The organism is Flavobacterium aquidurense (assembly GCF_002217195.1).
In the GTDB taxonomy this organism is placed as follows: domain Bacteria; phylum Bacteroidota; class Bacteroidia; order Flavobacteriales; family Flavobacteriaceae; genus Flavobacterium; species Flavobacterium frigidimaris.
In genome coordinates this window covers 1-1,421 of sequence record NZ_MUGR01000066.1, presented here as the reverse complement: position 1 = coordinate 1,421, position 1,421 = coordinate 1, and the positions used below count along the sequence as shown (strand labels likewise).

1 pseudogene is annotated in these 1,421 nt (G+C 39.8%); it reads right to left on the bottom strand.

From position 1 onward, the window contains the following. Positions 1-1,421, bottom strand: a pseudogene (locus B0A67_RS23860) (hypothetical protein); the annotation flags it as partial.

Below are 1,421 nucleotides of genomic sequence, written 5' to 3'. Positions count from 1 at the left end.
TTTTGAGTTCCGGCTGTTACCAATGTTGGCGTAGCAGGATCAGTTACACTAATGGTTACTGATAATCTTACTGAACTCTCACAAGTTGTTGTAGCATCTTTTATTGCTGCAAAGTAAGTTCCGCTTGTTAGTGCTGTAGTAGATGGAATCGCTGTTCCTCCTGTTAAAGCTGTATACCAAACAATATTTGTTTCGTTAAACTGAACACTTGCAAAAGTTGGTGCATTTACCAAACAGAAGTTTTGAGTTCCGGCTGTTACCAATGTTGGCGTAGCAGGATCCGTTACACTAATGGTTACTGATAATCTTACTGAACTCTCACAAGTTGTTGTAGCATCTTTTATTGCTGCAAAGTAAGTTCCGCTTGTTAGTGCTGTAGTAGATGGAATCGATGTTCCGCCTGTTAAAGCTGTATACCAAACGATATTTGCTTCGTTAAACTGAACACTTCCAAAAGTTGGTGCATCAACCAAACAGAAGTTTTGATTTCCCGCAGTTACCAAGGTTGGCGTAGCAGGATCCGTTACACTAATGGTTACTGATAATCTTACTGAACTCTCACAAGTTGTTGTAGCATCTTTTATTGCTGCAAAATAAGTTCCGCTTGTCAACACTGTAGTTGACGGAATTGCTGTTCCTCCTATTGAAGCTGTATACCAAACAATATTTGTTTCGTTAAACTGAACACTTGCAAAAGTTGGCGCATCAACCAAACAGAAGTTTTGTGTTCCTGCGGTTACCAAAGTTGGTGTAGCAGGATCTGTTACACTAATAGTTACTGACAATCTTACTGAACTCTCACAAGTTGTTGTTGCATCTTTTATTGCTGCAAAGTAAGTTCCGCTTGTCAACGCTGTAGTAGATGGAATCGCTGTTCCGCCTGTTAAAGCTGTATACCAAACGATATTTGCTTCGTTAAACTGAACACTTGCAAAAGTTGGTGCATTTACCAAACAGAAGTTTTGATTTCCCGCAGTTACCAAGGTTGGCGTAGCAGGATCCGTTACACTAATGGTTACTGATAATCTTACTGAACTCTCACAAGTTGTTGTAGCATCTTTTATTGCTGCAAAGTAAGTTCCGCTTGTTAGTGCTGTAGTAGATGGAATCGATGTTCCGCCTGTTAAAGCTGTATACCAAACGATATTTGCTTCGTTAAACTGAACACTTGCAAAAGTTGGTGCATTTACCAAACAGAAGTTTTGAGTTCCGGCTGTTACCAATGTTGGCGTAGCAGGATCAGTTACACTAATGGTTACTGATAATCTTACTGAACTCTCACAAGTTGTTGTAGCATCTTTTATTGCTGCAAAGTAAGTTCCGCTTGTTAGTGCTGTAGTAGATGGAATCGATGTTCCGCCTGTTAAAGCTGTATACCAAACGATATTTGCTTCGTTAAACTGAACACTTGCAAAAGTTGG